Genomic DNA, 22,088 nt, shown 5'->3' with positions numbered 1-22,088 from the left:
CCAGGAACGCATGCGCTCCGTGACGGTCGCTGTCTGTCGCCCGATGGACGTTTCGTAGGCGCATGGCAACGCTATGTCGCGACATCTGTCATCGATAGCGCTGAGCGTGGTGCGATGCGTGCATTGGTGTTGCAAGGAGCCCACTCGGGGGTCTGTATTGCACACCCCCGGCCAAGGGGTGCTGAGCGCCCAGTAGGCCGGCGCCGGCCTCCAGGCCGCTGACCGGGCCAGACGGTGTCACGATCGGCCTCGCCGAGGGGTGCTCGGTGGCGTGGCGAGACCGTGTAGTCCCAAGTGGTCACTGCACGGGGCCGAAGGACCGCTTGACTGCGGTCTCGGGCGCGGCGGCACTCGCGGGCTACTTGTCACTAACTGGAGATCGGCCGAGGCGATCCTCCGGTTTCGGTGGGCGGTCACCGGCAGTCGCCAGATATGTCCGCCGGGACCAGTGTCACGATCCGTGATCAAAGCAGGGGTTCCGCGGAAGGCCCGCGGAAGGAATGACCCGTGGCACGGACGGCGGCCAGCCGGGCCGCGCCAGTCAGCGGTGTTCCGTCGCCGGTTCCGTCTGTGCCGTTAGCGCAGAACGTGACCGGCGGGACGGTCTGGGCGCACGGGACCGGAGCCCGGGTCGATCTGGGCGGCGACCTCGTGGCCATCCGGGTCGGCGACGACGAGGGCGGCGTCGTCCGGCACCGTGCGCTTGAGCATCGCCAGCGCGATGGGGCCGAGCTCGGCGTGCATCCGGGACGAGCCGGCGAACCCGACCTGGCGGCCGGCGGCCGTCACGGGAGAGCCGGGCGCGGCCAGCGCCCCGTCGAGGTGCAGCAGCACCAGCCTGCGCGGCGGGCGGCCAAGGTTCTGGACGCGGGCGACCGTCTCCTGGCCGCGGTAGCAGCCCTTGTCCAGGTGCACCGCGCTGGTGAGCCAGCCGACCTCGTTCGGGATCGTGCGGTGGTCGGTGTCGACGCCGAGCCGCGGCCGGTGGGCGGCGACGCGCTCGGCCTCGAAGGCCTCGACGCCGGCCGGCTCCACGCCGGCGGCGCGCAGCCGGGCCGCGACGTCCCCGAGCTGGGTCCTTTCCACCAGCAGGTCCACGCCGTACGGCATCCGCCGGGCCAGCACGCCGGGTCCGAACCGGGCCAGCGGGTAGGGACCCGCCTCCGTCGGGAGGCCGGCCGCGCCCCCGGCCGGCGCTGCGGCCCAGTCCGTCGGTACGTCGCCGTCGCCGGCCTTGTCGCCCGGTGCGTCGGCACCCAGCGCGCCCGCGACCGCCGCCGCTGCGCGCGGGCCGAGGACCGAGAGCACGGCCGTCGTCGCCGTCGCGTCCGCGGGCTCCACCCGCAGCAGGAAACGCATCGACTCCAGGAATGCCAGCAGTGCGCCAGCCTCGCTGGAGACGCCGGCGGCGCCGGAGCCGGGCTCCACGTCGATCCAGGTGGTGGCGCCGTCATCCGCGAGAACCAGATGGTGCTCGACGTGGCCGTGTGGCGAGAGCAGCAGCGCCTCGGTGCCGCGCATCGGGCGCAGCGCGCTCAGGTGCTGCGACGTCAGGCTGTGCAGCCAGGTCAGCCGGTCGGCACCGTCGACGCGCAGCACGCCCCGGTGCGAGCGGTCCACCAGGGCGGCGCCGGCCGCCGCCCGGCGCTGCTCGCGCAGCGGGTCACCGTAGTGCGCCGCCACTCCGGCGTCCGGGCCGTCCGCGGCGACCGCCCCGGGCAGGCCCAGCAGCGGGGAGCGGTAGCCGGCGGCTGTCGCCGCGGCGGAGTCGGCGGTGGCATCGACCGGGGAGCTGCTCATGTCCGTAGTCAACCGTGGGCGCGCGCGGAACAGTCCGCACACCGGCCGGCCAGCGCGACGTGGTCGACGTTCACGGTGAACCCGAGCTCCTCGCGCAGCGCGTCGACCAGCCCGGTGAGCCGGTCGGGGGACAGCTCGCTGATCGTCCCGCAGCCGCCGCACACCAGGTGGATGTGCCGGTCCCGCCCGGCGACGTGGTAGGTCGGCGCACCGTGGGTGAGGTGGGCGTGGGAGACCAGCCCGAGCTCCTCGAGCAGGTCCAGCGTGCGATAGACGGTCGAGATGTTGACGGCGGTGGCGGTGCGGCGCACCTCGGTGACGATCGCCTCCGGCGTCGCGTGGCCGAGCCTCGCGACCGCCTCCAGCACGAGCTGGCGCTGCGGTGTCAGCCGGTACCCACGACCGCGCAGCCGTGACTGCCAGCCGTCCCGCCCCTCGGCGGCGGCCGAGACCTCGGCCGGTGCATCGGAGGCCAGCGCGCTGGAAGCCGGCGCCGCATGGACGGGCGCCGTGCTCGTTGATGTCATCGACTGCCGATAGACCTCTGCGGCCACACCGTCAAGTCTAGGGCGCCGCTGGCCGGAAGGTCGCTTGCGCGACCGCCGGCCGCGGCGCCTGTCGGGCGCCTAGGGCGCCCTCCCGGCCTGGTTTCGGGGTTGAGGTGTATGGCCGGGGCTGGTGTGGGTCGGGGTCGGGATGTGGTTGCGGTGGCGGTGCGCCAATGCGCTGTCGCGGGCGGTGGTCGCCAATGCGCTGTCGCTACTGGTGGCTGGGTTGGGCTGGCGCCTCACTGGAACGGGGTCGTCCTCGGCCGGCGCGACCCGCGGACGCCTCACCAGAACGGGTTCCTGCGTGGCGGCTGGTCGGGGTCGAGAAAAGGCGTTGCCGTCCCGCCCCGGTCGCGCGTAGCGTCGTCGGTACACGAGAAGGGAGGTGGTCCAGAGTTGTGTATTTCTTGGACGCGTGAGGTGACTGTCAGCTAGCCGGTCTCGTGGTCCTCACCGAGCGGGACACCGTCCCCATCCGGGTGCCCATGAGCCCCGGCCGGCGAGTACCAGGCAGTTACCGGGCCCCCGGGTGCCGTCGTCGTCCCGACGGCCCGCGTCGTGTGCCACGCACCGACGCGGAAGTACCCGGGGGTTTTCACGTTCCCGGGCCTGTTATGTCCGGCCTGTCATCCTTCGCGTGCCGGCGGGCGGCGCGTGCCACACCAGGTCGACGGACGTCACGTCGCGCGGAGAGCGGACGGGTATGGCCGGAGGCGGGGAGCAGCGGGCAGGATCGAGGCCATGCCGACTCTCGTCCTGCTCCGCCATGGCGAAAGCACCTGGAACCAGAAAAATCTGTTCACCGGCTGGGTGGACGTCGACCTGTCCGAGAAGGGCGTCAAGGAGGCCACCCGCGGCGGCGAGCTGCTGCGCGAGGCCGGCGTACTGCCGGACGTCCTGCACACGTCCCTGCTCACCAGAGCGATACGGACAGCCTGGATCGTCCTCGACGCAGCCGGACGGCTGTGGATCCCGGTCCGTCGCAGCTGGCGGCTCAACGAGCGGCACTACGGCGGCCTGCAGGGCCTCGACAAGGCCGAGACGCTGGAGAAGTACGGCGAGGAGCAGTTCACGCTCTGGCGCCGCTCCTACGACACCCCGCCGCCGGAGATCACAGATCGCCAGGAAAGCGGCGTCGACGAGCGCTACGCCGAGCTCGCGCCGGACCTCGTTCCGAAGACCGAATGCCTCAAGGACGTCGTCGTCCGGATGCTGCCCTACTGGTACGACGCGATCGTGCCGGACCTGCGGGCCGGGCGGACCGTCCTGGTCGCCGCGCACGGCAACTCGCTGCGCGCGCTGGTCAAGCACCTCGATGGGATCAGCGACGCGGACATCGCCGGCCTCAACATCCCGACCGGCATCCCGCTGCGCTACGAGCTGGACGCCGACCTGAAGGTGATCTCGTCCGCCTATCTCGACCCCGACGCCGCGGAACTGGCGGCCGCCGCCGTCGCGGCTCAGGGCAAGAAGAAGTAACCCACGCGCTTGGGCAGCGGGCTGGGGCGCGAGGCGCCCCAGCCCGACCCGCCTTGACCCCTATTCCTTGACGCCGGTCACGAGGTAGACGACGCGACGGGCGACCGAGACCGCATGGTCGGCGTAGCGCTCGTAGAAACGGCCGCACAGGGTGATGTCGATCGCGGCCTCCATGCCATGTGGCCACGGCCGCTCCAGCAGGATGTGGAAAACCTGGCGGTGCAGGTTGTCCATCGCGTCGTCGTCGGCCTCGAGCTCGCGGGCGAGCTCGGTGTCACGGCTGGCGATGACGGAGCCGGCCTTGGCGACGATCCGCTGCGCTACCTGGCCCATCTCGGTCATCGTGCCGCGCAGCTCCGGGGGAACGGCCCCGCCTGGGTAACGGCGCCTGGCCACCTTCGCCACGTGCAGCGCCAGGTCGCCCATCCGCTCCAGGTCAGCCACGATGCGCAGCGTGGTGACGATCACCCGGGCGTCGGTCGCGACCGGGGCCTGGCGGGCCAGGATGTCGAAGGCACGCTCCTCGAGCTCGTTGCGCAGCAGGTCGACGGTCTCGTCGGCCGTGATGACCTGCTCGGCGAGCCTGAGGTCGGCGTCGAGCAGCGCCGTGGTCGCGCGCGCCATGGCCGACGCGACCAGGTTTGCCATCTCGACGAGGGAAGCTGTGATGCCCTCGAGCTCCTCGCGGAAGACGTCCCGCACCGGCGGACTCCTCTTCATGATCTATGTCGTGATCGTCGTTCGGGTTCAGGTGCCCGCCCGGCGTGCTCTGCCTGGTCGCTCGCCTCAGTAGCCGGGGCGCCGCTGTCGGCGGCGATGCCGGACCCACGGCTGCGCCGTGGCACGGACTCGGGACTCGTCGACCCGAGTTCGCTGCTTCTGATTGGTCGAAGATGCGGTGACCTCACCGCGACCCGGTGAACGTTGACGTTAGCGGGGATGAACACCTAGCGACGAACCGCCGAGCTGAACCGTTCGGCGGCCCGCGGAGGGCGCGGGGGCACCTAACATTCGGCGCGTGGGCGACAGGTCGGTGAATGATGTGACAAGCATGCTACGGTACGCAGCCCGGTCCGCGCCGGCCTGCTCTGCCGCACCGACATTTGACGATGTGCACTGGCTTGACGATGTGCACTGGCTTGACGATGTGCACTGGCTTGACGATGTGCACGGGTTTGACGATGTGCACCGGATCGTCCGGCAGGATGCCACCCGCCGGGTGGCGGGGGGCCGCCTCGCGGCGGTGCGCGGATGACCTCACCGACGCCACCGCCCGCCGGGCCGGCACGGCCACCGGACCGGCGGCCGCCGGTCCGCTGGGCGCACGCCTCCCAGTCCGGCTTGCCGACCGACGACCTCGATGCCACGCTGCCGGCCAGCCAGCTGCGTCGGCTGGTCGCGGCGCTGCCGTCCGGCGTGCTCGTGCTGACCGTGAACGACGAGGTCGCGCTGGCGAACCAGGCAGCGCACGCGATGGGCGTGGTCACCGGCAGCAAGGTCGCCCTCGAGTCGGTGCTGGACCTGGTGCGGCGCACCCGTGAGGTGGGTGCCGGGCTCGACGGTGAGCTGGACCTGCCGCCGGTGCCGCCGCCCCCGCTTACTCGGCCGCGCCCCGACCAGGAGGCGGTCGCCGTGCGGGCACGAACCCGGCCGTTGGGTGGCCGAGGTCACATAGCCGTCATTCTCGATGACGTCACCGAGTCCCGGCGGGTCGAGGCCGTCCGCCGCGACTTCGTGGCCAACGTGAGCCATGAGCTGAAGACCCCGGTCGGCGCGCTGCACCTGCTCGCCGAGGCCGTGCAGGCGGCCAGCGAGGACCCGGTGGCCGTGCGCCGGTTCGCCGACCGGATGACGCACGAGTCAGCCCGGCTGGCCCGGCTCGTCCAGGAGATCATCCATCTCTCCCGGCTGCAGGGTGCTGACCCGTTGCCGGTGATGAAGCCGGTCGCGGTGGGCAATGTGGTCACGGAGGCGGTGGACCGCAACCGGCTGGCGGCGCAGAACCAGGGGATCTCGGTGGCCGTCATCGGGCAGACCGACGCCGGGGTGCTCGGGGACGAGTCCCAGCTGGTGACCGCGGTGGCCAACCTGCTGGAGAACGCGGTGAGCTACTCGCCGCGAGGCACCAGGGTCGGGCTTGGCGTCCGCTGTGTCGGCGACACCGTGGAGATCTCCGTCGCGGACGAGGGCGTCGGAATCGCGGAGAAGGACCTGGAGCGGGTCTTCGAGCGCTTCTACCGGGCCGATCCGGCACGTTCCCGGGAGACCGGCGGCACCGGGCTGGGCCTCGCGATCGTCAAGCACATCGTGACCAACCACGGCGGTTCGGTCGGCGTCTGGAGCGCGGAGGGCGCCGGCTCGACCTTCACCCTGCGCCTGCCCACCTACCTGGACGACCAGGCCGACAACCAGGACGCGGATCTCGACGACCCGGCGGAGGGGGAGGAGCCGGGTGCCGAATCCCCTGGACAGGAAGCCGTCGAGCCAGCGACCACCGAACTCGGTGATCCGGCTGACGGCGCGGACGCGACGGCGGACCATCGGGACGGCGAGCCCGCGGCCCCTCCGCCCGCGCCGTCGTCCGAACAAGACCCATCCAGCAGCCACGAGCCCGAGGAACAGGCCACGAAGGACTACACGGCACGTAACAATCAGTTAACAGGCGGGTGGTCGGAGGACGACCAGCCAGCAGATCAGCAAGTCCTCGAGCAGTGACCACCAGAGAACATCGCCGTCGTCGGCCCGGTCACGCGTGACCACCCTGACGACGGTTCGTGAAAGGAAGAGTGACCGGTGACCCGCCTGCTCGTGGTGGAGGACGAGGAGTCCTTCTCGGAGGCACTGTCCTTCATGTTGGAACGCGAGGGTTTCGACGTCGCCGTGGCGGCGGACGGGCACACCGCGCTGTCGGACTTCGAACGCCACGGGGCCGACCTCGTGCTGCTCGACGTCATGCTGCCGGGCCTGTCCGGCACGGAGGTGTGCCGAGCGCTGCGGCAGAAGTCCTCGGTGCCGGTGATCATGCTCACCGCCAAGGACAGCGAGATCGACAAGGTGCTCGGCCTGGAGCTCGGAGCCGACGACTACGTCACCAAGCCGTTCTCCTCGCGTGAGCTCGTCGCCAGGATCCGAGCCGTGCTGCGCCGGCGAGGCAGCGAGCCGGACGAGGCCGCGCCCGTCACCCTGGAGGCCGGCGGCGTGCGGATGGACGTCGAGCGGCATGTCGTGACCGTGCACGGAGCGCAGGTCGCCCTGCCGCTCAAGGAGTTCGAGCTGCTGGAGATGTTCCTGCGGAACACCGGTCGGGTACTGACCCGTGGACAGCTGATCGACCGGGTCTGGGGGTCGGACTACGTCGGTGACACCAAGACGCTCGACGTCCACGTCAAGCGCCTGCGGGCGAAGATCGAGTCCGAGCCGGGCAACCCACGCCACCTCGTGACCGTCAGAGGACTTGGCTACAAGTTCGAGCCGTAGGCGGTCCCGTATGCATGTCGACTCCGGTCGGCGTTCCGCGGATACGTCTCGCCCGAGTTGCGCGGTCACCGTGCGGTTCGCACTGGTGAGCGGGTAGTGAGGGTGTGCCGTGTCGGCGGCGGGGCACCGGGGCCGGCGCGTAGCCTCGTTCGTTGCTCGATGCCTGGTACGTGGGTGTCGCGCGACGATGGCGAAGCCTCGCGCGGCCGGAGGCGGCCGGTAGACCCGGCCAAAGGCCGCGCGACGATGGCGAAGCCTCGCGCGGCCGGAGGCGGCCGGTAGACCCGGCCAAAGGCCGCGCGACGATGGCGAAGCCTCGCGCGGCCGGAGGCGGCCGGTAGACATGGGGGGACGAGCGATGCGGCTGAGGTTCTCGCCGACGGCCAGGGCGGCGGCCGGGAACACGGAGGTGCCCGAGGAGGATCCCGGCGACGCGCCGCGGATCGTGCCGGGTACGGCCTTGGTGCCGCGCCGGTTGGCGGTCGCGTCGGCATCGCTCGTGCCGGCGGGTCCGGTCGGCGGCCCCGTCGGAACGGCGAGCCCCGGCGCGGTGGTCCCGGTGGGCACCGCGCCGCCCAGCCAGCGGCGCGCCACGGCGGTCGCGCTGCCGGCGCCGCCCGCTCAGCCGATGCGGCTCGGTGTCATCGACATCGGCTCGAACACCGTCCACCTGCTGGTGGTCGACGCCCACCACGGCGCGGCGCCGCGGCCCGCGGCGAGTGCGCGGGTGCCCCTGCGGCTCGTCGAGCTGCTGGATGGTGGCGGCGCACTGTCGGTGAGCGGCGAGCATGCGCTGATCGACTGCATCCGCGACCTGCGTAGGCAGGCCGAGGAGCTCGCCGTCTTCGATCTCGTGGCGTTCGCCACGTCGGCCCTGCGTGATGCCACGAACAGTGACGAGGTTCTTGCCCGGCTGCGCTCCGTGACTGGCGTCGCGGTCGAGGTGCTGCCTGGCGAGGACGAGGCCCGGCTGACCTTCCTCGCGGTGCGCCGCTGGCTCGGCTGGAGCGCGGGCCGGCTGCTGGCGATGGACATCGGCGGCGGCTCGCTGGAGATCGGCGCCGGGATGGACGAGGAACCGGATGTCGTCGCCTCGCTGCCCCTGGGCGCGAGCCGGCTGACCAGGGACTGGCTGCCCACCGACCCGCCGAGCCATCGGCAGCTGGCCGAGCTGCGCCGCTACGTGCGTGCCCAGATCGCGCCGGTCGTCGGCAAGCTTTACCACGTCGGCGAGCCGACCAGGGCCGTCGCCACCTCGAAGACGTTCCGCTCGCTGGCCAGGATCGCCGGCGCCGAGCCCTACAGCCGTGGTCCCTACGTGCGCCGGGTGCTGCGCCGGACCGACCTGGAGGCCGCGGCGAAGACGGTCTGCCGGATGCCGTCGGCCGTGCGGGTCTCGTTGCCCGGGGTGTCCGCCTCCCGCGCGGGCCAGCTCGCGGCCGGCGCGGTGGTCGCCGTCGAGACGATGGACCTGCTCTCGGTCGACGAGGTCGAGATCTGCCCGTGGGCGTTGCGGGAGGGCATCATCCTGCGCCGACTGGACACCCTGAACTTCGGCTGACCGGGCCTCCCGCTGGCCGACACCCGCGTCCCGCCCTCCCGCCGTCCGGCGGTTCCGCTCCCGCCACTGATACGCAGCGTGAGATCGTCCGCGGGCGGCCTGACGGGCCCGCTCCGCTCGATGGCCTAGCCTGAGATGTGGGCCGGATGGCTGCGCGGGGGCGCGGCTGTGGGGCCTGGTAGGGGAGGAGGGTGTTCGGGTGCGGGTGATACGCAACCTTGGACGGGAGGCCGCCGCGGCCGCGGCCGGGGCCGACGCGGATGGCGCGAGTCACGCCGCGACGTCGCAAACCCGGCCGTCGGATGCGGTGAACGGCACGGAACCACGGAAAATTGTCGCTGTCCGCAACGGGTCGGATCGGGTCGCGCGCATCCCGGCGGCGAAGATCGCGCTGTCCACCGCGTCGACCTACCCCGAGTCGACGCCCGCCGCCTTCGAGATGGCCGCCCGCCTCGGCTACGACGGCATCGAGATCATGGTCTGGACGGACCCCGTCAGCCAGGACACCCAGGCGCTTCGCCGGCTGGTCGACTACCACGGCATCCCTGTGCTCGCGATCCACTCGCCGTGCCTGTTGCTCACGCAGCGGGTATGGGGCACCGACCCATGGGGGAAGCTCGTGCGCGCCCGTGCCGCGGCCGAGTCCCTTGGGGCGTCGACCGTGGTCGTCCACCCACCGTTTCGCTGGCAGCGCGACTACGGCCGCGACTTCGTCGCCGGCATCGAGCGGATGGCGCAGGAGACCGACGTCCACTTCGCGGTGGAGAACATGTTCCCGCTGCGAGCCCGCGGCCGTGAGGTGTCGGCCTACCTGCCGGACTGGTCGCCCGTCGAGGACGGCTACCGGCACGTGACGCTGGACCTGTCGCACACCTCCGTCTCCCGCTCGGACGCGCTGGCCATGGCCGACGCACTCGGCGACCGGCTGGCGCACGTTCACCTCGCCGACGGCTCCGGCTCCGCGAAGGACGAGCACCTGGTGCCGGGGCGAGGCAATCAGCCGTGCGCGCAGCTGCTCGAGCGGCTGGCGACCAGGGGCTTCGACGGCACGGTCGTCGTCGAGATCAACACTCGTCGCGCCGAGACGCGGGCACAGCGCGAGATCGACCTCGCCGAGGCGCTCGCCTTCACCCGTCTCAACCTCGCGGCCCCCGCCGCCGCGAGCCCTTCGCGCGCGGCCAGGCGCTGACGCCTCCCGGGCCGCTCATCTCCGGCGTGCCGCGGGTGTGGCCCCACCTCGGTAACGCCGCGGGCGTGGCCCGCCTCTGGTAATTGGTGCCACGATCGAGGTATGGGTTCACGTTCGCTGTTCGATCCGCTGGTCGACGCCTATGACGCGGCGCGGCCCACCTACCCGGACGCCCTGTTCGACGATCTCGCCCGGCTGGCCGGGCGCCCACTCGCCGGCGCGGACGTGGTGGAGGTAGGCGCAGGCACCGGCATCGCGACCCGGTGCCTGCTCGGCCGCGGTGCCCGGGTGGTGCCCTTGGACATCGGTGCGGCGATGCTCGCGCGGCTGCGGGAACGCACTCCGGGGATCCCCGCCGTGCTCGCCGACGCGGAGGCGCTGCCGTTGCGCGCCGGCGTGGCCGACCTCGTCTGCTACGCGCAGGCATGGCACTGGGTGCGGGTGCCGGCCGCGGCCGCGGAGGCGGCCAGGGTGCTGCGCCCCGGCGGGGCACTAGCCGTGTGGTGGAACGACGTCGATGCCGAGGACGAGCAATGGTGGGGCCGCCAGCAGGACCGGCTGGAGGTGATGAACCCCGCCTACCAGCGCGGCTACCGGGCCCGGCCGTACGCCGACGAGCTGCGCTGGACCGGCCAGTTCGCCGACGTCGTCACGCTCGCCGGCCGGTGGGCCCGCCGGATCGATGTCGACACGTACCTGACGTGGCTGCGCTCGAAGTCCTACGTCGCCGAGATCGGCGACCGGTTGGCGGACTTCCTGGACGCCGAGCGCCGCTCGATGCTGCGTGCCTTTCCCGACGGGATCATCGAGGAGCCCTTCCGTACCGTGCTCGTGGTCGCCCGCCGCCCCTGACCTCGGTCACGCTCTGACAGCCTCCGCTAGTTTCCATATCCACATGGAGCGGTCGCAGGATCCACATGGAGCGGTCGCAGGGTCCCCGCCGATTCGTCCCCTGGGCCCGACAAGGTCGCATGTACGAGAACCATGTGCCGCGAATCGGCGGGGCGGCGCTGGCGGGCGGTTGGGCGCGTTTGGGCGGAGGAGTGGGCATGACTGTGGCGATCGTGGGCGTGGGACGGCTGGGGGAGGCGCTCCTGACTGGGCTGTTGCGCTCCGGCGTCGAGCCGAGGGAGATCGTCGTGGCCGAGAAGGACCCGGCCCGGGCGGCGGCGGTGTCGGATGAGCACGGCGTCGCGGGGGCCGCGCCGAAGGAGGCCGTGGCCGGCGCGGACGTGGTCGTCGTGGCCGTCAAGCCGCACGACACGGCCGCGTTGCTGGCGGACATCGGCGGCGTGCTCGAGGCCGGCACGCTCGTCGTGTCGTTGGCGGCGGGGATCACGCTTACCGCGCTGCAGGACGCGTTGCCGGCCGGAACGCCGGTGGTGCGCGTGATGACGAACACTCCGCTGCTGGTCGGCGAGGCGATGTCGGCACTGTGCGCCGGCCGGCACGCGGGCGACGAGCACCTGGACCGGACCGAGGCCCTGCTCGGCGCCGTCGGCCGGGTGGTCCGGGTCCCCGAGACGCAGCTGGATGCCATCACCGCCCTGTCCGGCAGCGGCCCGGCATACTTCTTCTACCTGCTCGACGCCATGGTCGAGGCGGGGGTGCTGCTCGGCCTGCCCCGGCCCCTCGCGGCCGAGCTGATGGTGCAGACGGCGCTGGGATCGGCCCGCATGCTCCGGGAGACCGGTGAGCATCCGGCGCTGCTGCGCGAGGCGGTGACCTCGCCCGCCGGGACCACCGCCGCCGCGCTGCTCGAGCTCGACCGCCGGGCCGTGCGCGCGGCCATCCTCGACGCCCTCACGGCCGCCCGCGACCGCTCGGCCGAACTAGGTCGCTCCAGCTAGCTGGCCTCTGCCGACAGGGCCAGTCCCGCCGCGGCCGCCAACCGCGCTGGGCGGCCCCTCCCGGACTCGGTGGTACCGTCCGACCACCGCATGCCGTGTCGAGGCGGCCACCCATCCACACCGGTGCTGGGCGGTAGGCTCGCTCGGTAGCTCTCCTCCACACAGATCGGTCGTATTCGTGGGTTCTGTTATCAAGAAGCGTCGCAAGCGGATGGCCAAGAAGAAGCACCGCAAACTTCTCAAGCGGACCCGCGTGCAGCGTCGTAACAAGAAGTAGGGCTGGCGCCTGACGGGCGCGGAGCGCCCGTCAGGGCCCGCCTGATGTATCCAGCTGGTTTCCTCGCAGTGGCCTCGACGGTTGAGGCCCTGGCCCTGTGGGAGGCTGCCTGACGGGCGGCAACGGGGCCGCCCCGCGGCGGGTTCGGGAGTGCGAGAGATGGCGTCGGCCGGGGTGATGACGGGCGCGGTGGATGGTGCCGCGGCGCGATCGATGGGGTGGATCAGCTTCCTCTCCGACTACGGGCTCGAGGACACGTGTGTTGGCGTGTGTCACGGGGTCATCGCCCGGCACGCGCCGCAGGTGCGTGTACTCGACGTCTGCCACGCGGTCGCCCAACAGGACATCGAGCACGGCGCGGGGCTGCTCGCCGACAGCGTGTGCTACCTGCCGGTCGGCGTGCATCTCGCCGTCGTCGAGCGGCTGGACGCGGCGGGTCTCCCGAACACGGACGGCACTCCCGGAATCCCCGCCCGCGAGGTCATTTCCGCGGTCACGCCTGGGGCGCGCGGCGTCGCGATCCGCACCGCCGACGGGTCGACGTTCGTCGCCCCGGACAACGGGCTCACGTCGCTCGCCTGGGACGTCCTCGGCGGGGTGGCGGCCGCGCATGAGATCTCCAACCCGGCGCTGTGGCTGCCGTTGCCGAGCGCGGTGTTCCGCGGCCGGGACGTCTACGCCCCGGTCGCCGCCCGGATCGCGGCTGGGCTCGCCCTCGCCGAGGTCGGGCCGCGCATCGACGCCGACTCGCTCGTTCGGTTCACCCGGCCGTCCTGCGTCGTGGACGACGACCACGTCCACGCCCAGGTGCTGGCCGTCGACCACTTCGGCAATCTGTCACTCAACGTGACCAGGGTCGATCTGGAGGCCGCCGGCATGCTGCTCGGCGACCGGGTCGAGATCCGCGCCGCCGGCCGGGAGGCGACGCTCCCGTTCACCTACACCTACGGCGACGTTCCGGTCGGTCAGGTGGCGTTGTGCGAGGACTCGCTGCGCCGGGTGATGCTCGCGGTCAACTGCGGCCGTGCCAGTGACCTGCTGAGGTTGCGGCGCGGGGACGCGGTGGTCATCGGCCAGCCTCCGCGCGAGCCGCATCCGGGCGCCGCCAGGGCCGCCGCCCCGGTCGTGCGGCTGCCGGCGTTGACCTGACCGGCCGGGGCGGCGGCCGGTGACGCGGGGGCTGCGACGGGAAATCTGGTAACGCTGCGCAGTGGAGCTGCCCGTGGGCAGGCGTACGATGACCACACGGACCGCAGCCGACCGGCGTCCCGGGAGCCCACATGAGACCCCGCCTATGAAACGCGGCCGCGTGCTCGTCACCGGTGTGTCCCGTCCCCTCGGCGCCGACGTGGCCCGAGCGCTCGCCGCGAGTCCCCGGGTCGAGACGGTGATCGGAGTCGACACCGTTCCCCCGAACGATGATCTCGGCCGCACGAGGTTCGTGCGCGCTGACATCCGCAACCCGCTGATCGCCAAAGTGATCGCCACGTCCGCGATCGACACGGTGCTGCATCTCAACCTCATCGCGAACCCGGTCGCGGCCGGCGGCCGGACCGCGATGAAGGAGATCAACGTCATCGGGACGATGCAGCTGCTCGCCGCCTGTCAGAAGTCCGACACGGTCACCCGGCTGGTGGTCCGGTCGACGACGACCATCTACGGCTCGTCGCCGCGTGACCCGGCGCTGTTCACCGAGGACATGGAGCCGCGCTCGCTACCGCGCGGCGGCTACGGCAAGGACGCGGTCGAGGTCGAGGGCTACGTGCGGGGTTTCAGCCGCCGCAGGCCGGATATCGCGGTCACCGTGCTGCGGTTCGCGAACATTCTCGGTCCCGGTGTCGACAGCCCGCTGGCGCGCTATTTCGAGTTTCCCGTCGTGCCGACCGTGCTCGGCTTCGACCCGCGCATCCAGCTGCTGCACTCCAGCGACGCGCTCGCGGTGCTGCTGCGCGCCGCCGCCGGCGGCCACGCCGGCACCTTCAACGTCGCCGGCGACGGAATCCTTCTTCTTTCCCAGGCAGTACGCCGAGCCGGCCGGCCGCCGGTGCCAGTGCCGTTGCCGGCGGTCAGCTCGCTGTCCCGGCTCGCCAGCCGCCTGCGGATCGTGGACTTCCCACCCGAGCAGGTCGGTTTCCTCGCGCACGGCCGCGCGGTCGACACCACCCGGCTGCGTGAGGTCTTCGGCTACACCCCTCGGTATACGACGGCCGCCGCCTTCGACAGCTTCGTGCGCGAGCGCGGGCTGCGTCCGACGATCGACTCTGAACGTGTCGTCCAGGCCGAGCGCGCGCTGCTCGGCCTGATGGCCCGCCGCCGCCTGGTGGGTGCGTCGTGACCACCGCCGAGCCGCCGCCGGGCGAAGCCCAGATCATCCCGCTGGCGCGGTCGGCCCGCCGTGGCGCGGCGGCCGGGCGCACCGGCGTCCACCGGTCCGGCGGCGAGCCGCTCGGCGCCGCGAAACCCGGTGGCGGGCGGCCCAGCGATGAACGGCCGGGGACCGAGCAGCCGGGTGCCGGGCCGTCCGTAAGCCGGGCGCGCGCCGACGGCGAGCCGGCCGGCGGTGGCCGGCCCGCCGGTGCCGCGTCGCCCCCGAGCCCGGTGCCGTCGATCGGACCGAGGACGGACGGCGAGCCGGCCCGCCCCAGGGCCAGGCGAACCACCTCGGGACGCCCCACCGGGCGGACCGGCGCCGCGGGCGGGGCGGCGCGGACGGGCTCCACCCGGTCACGGACCGCCCGGCCGGTCGCCCCCGCGGTCGCCGAGGGCGGGGACGCCCAGGAGAGCACGGTGGCGGCACACGCGGCCCACGATTCCGCCGATGCGGCCCAGCCGCCGGCGGCTCAGGACGCTCAGGACTCCGGCGCCAGGGCGGCCCCCGCCAAGGCCGCCGCCAGGCGCGCCACCGCGGGGGACGCGGCGACCGAACGGACCGGCGCGGGGAACGTGCCGCGCGCGCGCACCACGAAAGCGGCCGGCGCGCGGCCCGGCAGGACCGGCACCGGCCGGGGCCGTTCGGCCACGGCGGTGTCAGGCGGGGAGCCGGAACATCCCGAGGACAGGGCCGAGCGACTGCTGGGCCGCCCGACAGGGCAGCACCGGGATGGCGAACATCACGACGGCGAACACCACGACGGTGCGGCCCTCGGCGCCGGCGTCACCGTCGACGCGGCGGACGTGGGCGCGGTCCCGGACACCTCGGCGGCGCCGATGGCGGAGCCCGCCGGCCTGGAACGGGCGCTCGCCGGGATGCTCGCCTTCCTGCGCCGGCGAATCACCGGCGACTACGAGGTCGACGAGCTCGGCTTCGACTCGGACCTGACCGAGCACGTCGTCGCCCCGCTGCTGCGGCCGGTCTACCGGAACTACTTCCGGGTCGAGACGCGGGGGCTGGAGAACGTGCCCGACACCGGCGGCGCGCTGGTCGTGGCGAACCACTCCGGGACGCTGCCGATCGACGCGCTGATGACCGCCGTCGCGCTGCTCGACCACCACCCGGCGCACCGCTACCTGCGGATGCTCGCCGCCGACCTGGTGTTCTCGCTGCCGTTCCTCGCCCCGATCGCCCGCAAGACCGGTAACACCCTGGCCTGCCAGGCCGACGCCGAACGGCTGCTCGGCAAGGGCGAGCTGGTCGGCGTCTGGCCGGAGGGCTTCAAGGGCGTCGGCAAGCCGTTCAGCGAGCGCTACAAGCTGCAGCGCTTCGGCCGCGGCGGCTTCGTCTCCGCCGCGCTGCGCACCGGGGTGCCGATCATCCCGTGCACCATCGTCGGCGCCGAGGAGATCTACCCGATGCTCGGCAACGCCAAGACGGTCGCCCGGCTGCTCGGCCTGCCCTACTTCCCGCTGACCCCGACGTTCCCGTGGCTCGGCCTGCTCGGCATGGTCCCGCTGCCGTCGAAATGGCTGATCGAGTTCGGTGAGCCGGTGCCGACCGCGCCGTTCACCCCGGCCGCCGCCGAGGACCCGATGCTCGTCTTCGAGCTCACGGACCGCATCCGGGAGACCATCCAGCACACCCTCTACGGCCTGCTCATGCAGCGCCGCTCGGTCTTCTTCTAGACATCCGCATAGCGGCGCTTGAGGGCCATGCCGGCGGCGACGCCGCCGGCCAGGGCGCCCAGGCCGGCGGCGGTGGGGATGCCGACCTTGGCCGCCTTGCGGGCGGTGCGGAAGTCCTTGACCGCCCAGTCACGTTCCCTGGCCGCCGTCTTCAGGTCCGGATCCGGGTTCACCGCGACCGGGTTGCCCACCAGGGACAGCATCGGCAGGTCGTTGATCGAGTCCGAGTAGGCCCAGCAGCGGGCCAGGTCCAGGTGCTCGCGGTCCGCGAGCGCCCGCACGGCCGCGGCCTTGCCCGGGCCGTGCAGCGGGTCGCCGACCAGATGGCCGGTGTAGCGGCCGTCGATCACCTCGGAGACCGTGCCGAGGGCGCCGGTCAGTCCCAGCCGCCGAGCGATGATCGACGCCAGTTCCACCGGAGTGGCCGTGACCAGCCACACCCGGTGGCCGGCGTCCAGGTGCTGCTGGGCGAGGGCGAGGGTGCCCGAGTAGATCTGCTCGGCCATCCGCTCGTCGTAGATCTCCTCGCCGTAGCGGACGATCTCGCTGACCTCCCGGCCGGCGACGAAGGCGAGCGCCGCCTCCTTGGCGTTGTGCATGCCGTTCGGGTCCTCCAGACCCCGCAGCCGGTAGCTGACGTGCTGCCAGCCGAACTTCAGCAGGTCGCGAGAGTCGAAGAAGTCGCGGGCGGCGAGGCCGCGGGCGAAGTAGAAGATCGACGCACCGGCCATCATCGTGTTGTCCACGTCGAAGAACGCGGCCGCGGTCGGGTCCGGCGGCGGCTTGGGCGACGCCTGGGCCGCCGTCTTCAACGCGGCCGTGGCGGCGGCGTCGGCGGCGTCGGCGGCCGCCGCGTCCGTGTGGGTCGGCTCATCCTTGCGTGGTCGCAACCACATCTCATCTCCCGGCTGTCCACGGCGCGTCGTGACCATGGTCGCGTATGTCCACGGTGCGTCGCGGGCGCCGTGCGGCGTGCCGCGCGTCACCCCGCCGCGGCACGGGCCGTCGGCCGCCCGGCCGCCGACCGGCCGCGTGGGGCAGCCGGCCCGCTGGTATCGGCAACGATGCCGGTGTGCCCCGGTCGCTTCGGCGGCCCGCTGGCCAGTCCGCCCGCGGCCCTGGCGGTCACGTGCGGACATGCGCACCTGAGCCTACGGCGCCTCTGCCGGTGCGCGTCGCAGGTCGGCTACCCGACCGATCCCCGTTACCTCACCGATGCGCGCATGGCCGCGTCGGGCTCGCGGTACGAGCCCGACGGGTCGTGCATAAATGGTGAGGGTGATGACCAGGCGGGAAGGCTGGGCCGATGGGCGGGACTGACACGGTGGGCGAGGCGGCCGGTGGCGCGCCTCGGATCACGCTGCTGACCAGGGTGGGCTGCCACCTGTGCGACGACGCGCGCGCGGCGGTCGTCCGGGTGGCGGAGCAGACCGGCGTCGGCTGGCGGGAGCTGGACGTGGACGCCGAGCAGGCCCGCGCGGACGAGTACGGCGACCGGGTGCCCGTCGTTCTGGTCGACGGCAGGGAGCATGGTTACTGGCGGGTCGAGGAGGCCCGGTTGCGCGACGCCCTCGGCGGGCGCCGCTGGTCGCTGCGCTGAGCGCGTCGCCCGCCGGCGACGGACCCACCGGCTCGCCCGACCTGGCTCACCCGGTCCGGCTGGGTGTGCGGGCTGGACGGTGCCGGCTGGCCGGGCTCTGGTGGCTTTTCGTCCCGGGCGTTGAAGGCTTTCGGCCTCATGGATATCTGACCTTGGTCCCCATCCGTTGTCGGCGCGGACGGGTGCGTCTGCCGAGTTGTCGGCGCAAACTTTGTGAAGCCTTTCACGAAGTCGTAGACTCAACGGATCCTGGGGCGGCTCCGCCGCCCGGCGCGGCGCTTCAGCCCAGCCACGACGGGCGGCGGCGCATCGGCGCTGACGCCACCCGACCGCCTCACCGACCCGCGATCAGCCTGGCCACCGCTAACACCTTGCCCCCACACCACCCAGGAGGGCGCTCAGCGCCCGAAAGGCGGACGCGAAGCGGCCGCCACAGGAGCCGCGTGTCATGAGCAAGCCCCGGCGTACAGCCCGGGAGAACCGGGCCAGCGCTGTCCCTGAGGCGACTGTCGCCCGTCTCCCGCTCTACCTGCGGGTGCTCACCTCGTTGGGGGACGAGGGCGTCTCGACCGTGTCGTCGGACACGCTCGCCGCCGCGGCCGGGGTCACTCCGGCGAAGGTGCGCAAGGACCTCTCACATCTGGGTTCCTACGGGACCAGAGGAGTTGGCTACGACGTCGACGTCCTGCTCGACCGCATCTCGGCGCGCCTCGGGCTGACCGAGGACCGGGCCGTGATGTTGGTAGGTGTGGGTAATCTCGGGCACGCGCTCGCGCGCTACGGCGGGTTCCCGGCTCGCGGGTTCCGGATCGCCGCGCTCGTCGACGCCGACCCGGCGCGCGCCGGCGAGGTCGTCGGCGGTGTGCGGATCCGCCCCGTGGACGAGTTGGAAAGACTGATCGAGGACTTCCAGGTGACGATCGGTGTGATCTGCACCCCAGCCGGGGCGGCGCAGCAGGTCTGTGAACGGCTGGTCGCCGCCGGTGTCACCAGCATCCTCAACTTCGCGCCGGTCGTCCTGACCGTCCCCGAAGGGGTTGACGTGCGTAAGGTCGATCTGGCCGTCGAACTCCAGATCCTGTCGTTCCACGAGGCACGCAAGCGCCCGGCCACCGGTGGACGTGTCCGGCCCGCGGCCTTGGGGACGCTGCCGGTGGGAGCACCACGCGAGGACCACGCGCCCCCCGGTGGACACGAGGCCGGCGGTCACGAGGGCACCGGCCCTGGCGACGGCGGTCCCGGTGAGGGTGGCCTAAGTAGTCGTGGCCTCACCGGCGGCGGGACGGATGCCGTCGTCGGTGGCGTTGGAATACAGGGCGTCGAGGCGGACGGCGCGGGCACGGGCGGCAGGACGGACGGGATCGTGCGCATGCAACGGATCACAGCGGCACGGCGGCAGGAAGAGCCTCGCCTGGATGAGGTGCCCGGTGCCGGCGGCGAGATCGCCGCGTCTTCGGCGCCGACGGTGACGCGTGCGCGGACCGGCCAGGGCGCGGAGGGCGTGGCCAGCGGTGCCGGCGCGTCCTCGGGCGCGGGAAGTGAGAGCGCGTGAGCCTGCTCGCGGTCGGCCTCAATCACCGGACGGCGCCGAACTCGTTACTGGAGCTGGCCGCGGTGTCGGGCGACGACGTTCCGAAGGTGCTCAGCGATCTCGTCCAGGCCGACCACGTGCTCGAGGCCGTGGTCCTGTCCACGTGCAACCGTACCGAGATCTACGCCGAGGTCGACACCTTCCACGGCGGCCTCGCTGACATATCCGACCAGTTGTCCCGGGTCTGCGGCGTCGATCTGAGTGAGTTGTCGCCGCACCTGTACGTGCACCACGAGGCGCGCGCGGTCGGGCACCTGTTCACCGTCGTCTGCGGGCTGGATTCGATGCTCGTCGGCGAGAGCCAGATCCTCGGGCAGGTCCGGACGGCGTTTCGCGGCGCCCAGGGCACCGGAGCCGCCGGCGGGTCGCTGGCCGCGCTGTTCCAGACCGCCCTGCGGGTCGGCAAGCGGGCGCACAGCGAGACGTCGATCGACGCCGCCGGCGCCTCGATCGTCTCCGTGGGCCTGCAGATCGCGGCCGGCAGCCTGGAAGTCCGCCGTCCCGAGCGGCTCTCCACGGACGCCACCTCGCTGGTCGCGGGCGCACTCGTCAGCCAACGCCGCGCGGACGAGTCGGCCGACTCCGGGGTTCCTCCCCGATCGGCGGAGCCCGGGGTTCCTGCCCGATCGGCGGAGCCGATCGGGGAGGTCCGCGGGGAGGTCCGCGGCCCGGTCGCCGGGGCGCCGCGGGCGGACCTGCCGCTTGACGGCTGCCGGGTGCTGATCATCGGTGCTGGCGCGGTCGGCGGCCTGACGGCGGCGACCGTCCGGCGGGCGGGTGCGGCGGAGCTGGTGGTCGCCAACCGCACGCCCGCGCGCGCGGCCGCGATCGCCGAGAACCACGGCGCCCAGGTGGTCGGCCTCGCGGACCTGCCGCATGAGATCGGCCAGGCCGACCTGGTCGTCTCCTCCACGGACGCGACCGGGCTCGTGGTCAGCTACGAGATGGTCGAGGCGGCGCTCGCCGCCCGGGCGGGCCGGCCGCTGGTGTTCCTCGACCTGGCGCTGCCGCACGACATCGACCCGGTGGTGCGCGAGCTGCCCGGCGTCGTGCTCGTCGATCTGGAGTCCCTGCGTGCCGCGCTCGAGGGCGCGCAGGTCTCGCACGATGTCGAGGCGGTGCGCTCGCTGGTCTCCGCGGAGGTGACCGGCTTCCTCAACCGGCGCGGCGCTGTCCGGGTCGCGCCGACGGTCGTGGCCCTGCGCGCCCAGGCCGCCGCGATCGTGCAGGACGAGCTCGACCGACTACGCGGCCGGCTCCCCGGCCTGGATGCCCGGGAGTGGGAGATGGTGACCGGTACCGTCCGTCGGGTGGTTGACAAGCTGTTGCACGCACCCACAGTGCGGGTCCAGCAGCTGGCGAACGGTCCCGCCGGCGATTCCTACGCCGAGGCACTGCGCGAGCTGTTCGACCTCCCCCGTGAGGTGCCGGCCGTCGTCTCGGCCCCTGACCTGCTGGAGCAGCCGTGACACCTCCTTCCCCGTTGTCGCTCGCCTCGCTCACGCCGGCGCTCACGGCTCCGGCACCCGACGGGTCGTCGGTGCCCCGCCCGACGCCCGCCCGGCTGCGGCTGGGCACCCGTCGTTCGGCGCTCGCGCTCGCCCAGTCCGGGATGGTGGCCGACGAGCTGCGTGCCCGGCTCGGGGTCGAGGTCGACCTGGTGCACATCGTGACCGAGGGCGACCGGAACAAGGCGGCGATCAACCAGCTGGGTGGTACCGGGGTGTTCGTGAGCGCGTTGCGCGACGCCCTGCTCGCCGGCGAGATCGACCTGGCCGTGCACTCGCTCAAGGACCTGCCCACAGCCCAGCCGGAGGGGATCACGCTTGCGGCCATCCCGCCGCGCGAGGACGTCCGCGACGTGCTGATCTCGCCGAGCGGGCGGCGGCTCGCCGAGCTCGGCCCCGGCGCGCGGATCGGCACGGGCTCGGCGCGGCGGGCCGCCCAGCTGCTCGCGCTCGGCCTTGGCCTGGAAGTGGTGGCCATCCGTGGCAACGTGGACACCCGGATCAAGAAGGCGATCGACGGTGAGGTCGATGCCGTGGTGCTCGCCAAAGCGGGGCTCGCCCGCCTCGACCGGCTCGACGCGGTGACCGAGATCCTGGACCCGGACGTGATGCTTCCGGCGCCCGGGCAGGGCGCGCTCGCCATCGAGTGCCTGATCGCGGCGACGGCTCCGACGGGTGTGACGACAGGTTGCCCAGTGGCCCCGGACGGCAATGTGACGGGGGCCGACGGGTCGGCTACCCCGGGAAGCGGAGTTGAGGTTCCGCTTGCCGGGCTGCTACGGTTTGTGCTCGACGATGCACCGTCGTCCGTGGCGGTCAGGGCGGAACGCGCGTTTTTGGCGGCGATCGAGGCGGGCTGCACCGCGCCGGTCGGCGCGTTGGCGCGGGTCGTGCCCGCGGCTGGTGGTGCCAGCACCTCTCGTGGGCAGATGTCTGCTGACGAACGGAGCCGGCAGCCAGCAGGCGGAAGCGGCCAGCCCTCTCGCGCTGGTGAGGTCTGCCTGCGCGCGGTGGTCGCGTCGCCGGACGGCGGGACCGTCCTGCGGCGCGAGCTCATCGGCCCGACCGCCGACCCGGAGGCGCTCGGCAGGCGCCTCGCGGACGACCTGCTGTCCGCCGGAGCACACACGCTGATGGGAACCCGCTGAC

19 protein-coding genes are annotated in these 22,088 nt (G+C 72.7%); 15 read left to right on the top strand and 4 right to left on the bottom strand.

What is annotated here, in order from left to right:
- Positions 1-576: 576 nt before the first annotated feature.
- Together ygfZ and QOZ89_RS03465 are read right to left on the bottom strand one after the other, a co-directional pair.
- Positions 577-1,800, bottom strand: coding sequence for a CAF17-like 4Fe-4S cluster assembly/insertion protein YgfZ (gene ygfZ, locus QOZ89_RS03470; protein ID WP_312622934.1), 1,224 nt, complete (start codon positions 1,798-1,800; stop codon positions 577-579).
- An 8-nt stretch (positions 1,801-1,808) separates the two neighbouring features.
- Positions 1,809-2,327, bottom strand: coding sequence for a Fur family transcriptional regulator (locus tag QOZ89_RS03465; RefSeq protein ID WP_083418816.1), 519 nt, complete (start codon positions 2,325-2,327; stop codon positions 1,809-1,811).
- A gap of 762 nt (positions 2,328-3,089) precedes the next feature.
- On the opposite strand from QOZ89_RS03465, the gene QOZ89_RS03460 reads away from it, so the two are divergent.
- Positions 3,090-3,827 (top strand): phosphoglyceromutase, encoded by a 738-nt coding sequence (locus QOZ89_RS03460; RefSeq protein WP_312622933.1) that lies wholly within the window; start codon positions 3,090-3,092, stop codon positions 3,825-3,827.
- A gap of 60 nt (positions 3,828-3,887) precedes the next feature.
- Here the strand turns inward: QOZ89_RS03460 and phoU are convergent, their stop codons facing one another.
- Positions 3,888-4,529, bottom strand: coding sequence for a phosphate signaling complex protein PhoU (gene phoU, locus QOZ89_RS03455; protein ID WP_071050875.1), 642 nt, complete (start codon positions 4,527-4,529; stop codon positions 3,888-3,890).
- A gap of 549 nt (positions 4,530-5,078) precedes the next feature.
- Here phoU and QOZ89_RS03450 point away from each other — a divergent pair.
- The 10 genes from QOZ89_RS03450 to QOZ89_RS03405 all read left to right on the top strand — a co-directional run bounded on the left by QOZ89_RS03450 (position 5,079) and on the right by QOZ89_RS03405 (position 16,240).
- Complete coding sequence (locus tag QOZ89_RS03450) at positions 5,079-6,542, top strand: sensor histidine kinase (RefSeq protein ID WP_312622932.1); 1,464 nt, start codon at positions 5,079-5,081, stop codon at positions 6,540-6,542.
- Positions 6,543-6,620: 78 nt separating this feature from the next.
- Positions 6,621-7,304, top strand: a complete 684-nt coding sequence (locus tag QOZ89_RS03445; RefSeq protein WP_071050874.1) for a response regulator — start codon at positions 6,621-6,623, stop codon at positions 7,302-7,304.
- A 358-nt stretch (positions 7,305-7,662) separates the two neighbouring features.
- On the top strand, positions 7,663-8,865 hold the full coding sequence (locus tag QOZ89_RS03440; protein ID WP_083419165.1) for a Ppx/GppA phosphatase family protein: 1,203 nt from the start codon (positions 7,663-7,665) through the stop codon (positions 8,863-8,865).
- 331 nt (positions 8,866-9,196) lie between these two features.
- Positions 9,197-10,054, top strand: coding sequence for a sugar phosphate isomerase/epimerase family protein (locus QOZ89_RS03435; protein ID WP_312622973.1), 858 nt, complete (start codon positions 9,197-9,199; stop codon positions 10,052-10,054).
- Between the two features lie 102 nt (positions 10,055-10,156).
- Positions 10,157-10,906 carry a class I SAM-dependent methyltransferase gene (locus tag QOZ89_RS03430; RefSeq protein ID WP_312622931.1) on the top strand — a complete coding sequence of 250 codons (750 nt, stop codon included), beginning with the start codon at positions 10,157-10,159 and terminating at the stop codon, positions 10,904-10,906.
- 197 nt (positions 10,907-11,103) lie between these two features.
- Positions 11,104-11,904, top strand: coding sequence for a pyrroline-5-carboxylate reductase (proC, locus tag QOZ89_RS03425; RefSeq protein WP_071050867.1), 801 nt, complete (start codon positions 11,104-11,106; stop codon positions 11,902-11,904).
- A 178-nt stretch (positions 11,905-12,082) separates the two neighbouring features.
- Positions 12,083-12,181 (top strand): 30S ribosomal protein bS22, encoded by a 99-nt coding sequence (locus tag QOZ89_RS03420; RefSeq protein WP_003948845.1) that lies wholly within the window; start codon positions 12,083-12,085, stop codon positions 12,179-12,181.
- Positions 12,182-12,340: 159 nt separating this feature from the next.
- The gene (locus QOZ89_RS03415; RefSeq protein WP_083419164.1) at positions 12,341-13,330 is read left to right on the top strand and encodes an SAM hydrolase/SAM-dependent halogenase family protein; all 990 of its coding nucleotides are present in this window, start codon (positions 12,341-12,343) and stop codon (positions 13,328-13,330) included.
- Between the two features lie 145 nt (positions 13,331-13,475).
- A complete protein-coding gene (locus tag QOZ89_RS03410; protein WP_071050865.1) occupies positions 13,476-14,516 on the top strand; it encodes an NAD-dependent epimerase/dehydratase family protein in 1,041 nt (346 codons plus the stop codon).
- Positions 14,513-16,240, top strand: coding sequence for a lysophospholipid acyltransferase family protein (locus tag QOZ89_RS03405; protein WP_491723639.1), 1,728 nt, complete (start codon positions 14,513-14,515; stop codon positions 16,238-16,240). The genes QOZ89_RS03410 and QOZ89_RS03405 overlap by 4 nt, the downstream gene beginning before the upstream one ends.
- Here the strand turns inward: QOZ89_RS03405 and QOZ89_RS03400 are convergent.
- On the bottom strand, positions 16,237-17,136 hold the full coding sequence (locus QOZ89_RS03400; protein WP_071050864.1) for an HAD family hydrolase: 900 nt from the start codon (positions 17,134-17,136) through the stop codon (positions 16,237-16,239). The genes QOZ89_RS03405 and QOZ89_RS03400 overlap by 4 nt on opposite strands.
- A gap of 410 nt (positions 17,137-17,546) precedes the next feature.
- Here QOZ89_RS03400 and QOZ89_RS03395 point away from each other — a divergent pair, with 410 nt between their 5' ends.
- The 4 genes from QOZ89_RS03395 to hemC all read left to right on the top strand — a co-directional run bounded on the left by QOZ89_RS03395 (position 17,547) and on the right by hemC (position 22,087).
- A complete protein-coding gene (locus tag QOZ89_RS03395) occupies positions 17,547-17,840 on the top strand; it encodes a glutaredoxin family protein (RefSeq protein ID WP_071050863.1) in 294 nt (97 codons plus the stop codon).
- A gap of 448 nt (positions 17,841-18,288) precedes the next feature.
- A complete protein-coding gene (locus QOZ89_RS03390; RefSeq protein ID WP_083419163.1) occupies positions 18,289-19,392 on the top strand; it encodes a redox-sensing transcriptional repressor Rex in 1,104 nt (367 codons plus the stop codon).
- Positions 19,389-20,900: a glutamyl-tRNA reductase gene (locus QOZ89_RS03385; RefSeq protein ID WP_071050862.1), complete on the top strand. Its 1,512-nt coding sequence runs from the start codon at positions 19,389-19,391 to the stop codon at positions 20,898-20,900. The genes QOZ89_RS03390 and QOZ89_RS03385 overlap by 4 nt, the downstream gene beginning before the upstream one ends.
- Positions 20,897-22,087, top strand: a complete 1,191-nt coding sequence (gene hemC / locus QOZ89_RS03380; RefSeq protein WP_397428667.1) for a hydroxymethylbilane synthase — start codon at positions 20,897-20,899, stop codon at positions 22,085-22,087. The genes QOZ89_RS03385 and hemC overlap by 4 nt, the downstream gene beginning before the upstream one ends.
- The last annotated feature ends 1 nt before the right edge of the window (position 22,088 follow it).

Origin of the sequence: Pseudofrankia coriaricola (genome assembly GCF_032027725.1) — a bacterium.
In the GTDB taxonomy this organism is placed as follows: Bacteria; Actinomycetota; Actinomycetes; order Frankiales; family Frankiaceae; genus Pseudofrankia.
Note: the sequence above shows the minus strand (reverse complement) of the source record. Positions and strands in the feature narration are given on the sequence as shown.